General features: G+C 38.1%; 2 protein-coding genes. Both read right to left on the bottom strand.

Features of this window, described 5'->3' with window-relative positions; all coding sequences use genetic code 11:
- Positions 1-239: 239 nt before the first annotated feature.
- Positions 240-1217 carry an Ig-like domain-containing protein gene (locus BFL01S_RS19495; protein ID WP_061786708.1) on the bottom strand — a complete coding sequence of 326 codons (978 nt, stop codon included), beginning with the start codon at positions 1215-1217 and terminating at the stop codon, positions 240-242.
- A gap of 176 nt (positions 1218-1393) precedes the next feature.
- The coding region (locus BFL01S_RS20865; RefSeq protein WP_235859272.1) for an Ig-like domain-containing protein at positions 1394-1706 on the bottom strand (313 nt) is incomplete at its 5' end.

A 1706-nucleotide genomic window follows, 5' to 3' on the forward strand; every position in this document is an offset into this window, starting at 1 on the left:
GCTAATACTCTCGAATGTAGGAGCTGTTACATCAACTCCAGCAAAAGCAAGATTAGGGGCAATCTGAGAGAACACCAAACAAAACAAAATGAAGAACGTAAACCTTTTAGCTTTCATATACGTCTCTCTCTTTCTATTAAACTTAATGAATAATTTTTATTTTTTGGTTCACTTAAAAGCAAAAACGGTTATTGAACATCTGGAACAGCACTTTCTTTTCCTGACAATACATCTTCAAATCAGTTATCACTTCTTCCTTCGCGATAAAACATCTGTACCCAATAATGATCTCCTTCTGTATGCCCAACTCCAATATACGTGAAGCTATTATTCAAAATGTTGGCACGGTGACCAGGACTATTCATCCAACCTTTTACAACTGCTTCTGGACTCGGGTGTCCCCAAGCAATGTTTTCACCAGCTGCTGAATATACAATGCCTGCTTTACTCATCATGTCATAAGGCGTTCCATATGTAGGGCTTGTATGATCAAAATAATGGTTTGTGCTCATATCTTGAGCTTTTTGCTGAGATACTTTCATGAGTGTCGAATCAATCTTTAAAGGTGGTAGACCTGCTTTTTCTCTTTCAATATTCGTTAGTTCCACTACCTTTTCTTCAAAAGAAACTTCTTTTTCTGTTACCTTCACCTTACAATAAGGGCTATAATTGCCAGATGTGTCCTTTACTACGACAGCAATTGTTGTATTAGCAGCTTGAGGTGAGATAGTAATAGAATAATTGCCTGAGCTTGTCGCTCGACCTCGTCCTATAATAGTAGAGCCTACCTTTACATAGACGTATGTATTTTTCTCAGCTTTACCAGTTACCACTTTATCTGTCTCTAGTACCGTATTTACAATAGGGGTAACTACGGGCGTCTTACTCTGAACGTTTACTTTCGCATAAGAGCTATATGTACCATTGTTATTTTTAGTAACTACGCTAATAAGAGTATTTGCCTTTTGTTTAGGAATAGTAATAGAGAAATTCCCTGAGCTTGTCGTTCGACCTCGACTTATAATAGTAGAACCTACCTTCACATAAACAACAGCACTTTTGTCCCCGCTCCCCGTTATTTTTGTATCTTGATCTGTTATTGTATTAACTTTCGGGGCATTAATTGCCGCACTTGCAGCACTCACATGAAATGGTCCTACATACATCACAGGCGTAATAAAAACCAGAATCATGATTATTAAACTACTTCTTTTCACATAAAATCCTCCACAACCTAAAAAATAGAAATATTATCGATTGTATTATACAGCTAACAGGATAATATAACTAGTACTTTTTTCACCTTTATATGTATAGCGGTAGCAAACGAAATTTTTATTTATTCATACTTTAATAGGCCACTTATTCAAGTGGCCTACTTTTCACTCAGATATCAAGCTTTTTTTACCGTTATATACGTATATGGACTGTAGCCACCTTCACCTTTTACTACAATTCCAATACGTGTATTAATAGGTTGTTTTGTAATACGCACACGGTAGATACCATCAGAACCTGTAGTACCTCGACCGATGACTTCTGTTCCCTTTTTCACGTAGACTAAGCTGCCTGCTTCCGCTCTGCCTCGGACAATTGTCGTTTCATCCGTCACTTCCATAACGGTCGGGGCTTTCGGGGCTTCTGCTTTTGCCGTAGCTGTTACGACTGTATACGAATACGGGCTATACCCACCTTCGCCTTTTACC

The sequence above is a fragment of the Priestia flexa NBRC 15715 genome, from assembly GCF_001591565.1.
GTDB lineage: Bacteria > Bacillota > Bacilli > Bacillales > Bacillaceae_H > Priestia > Priestia flexa.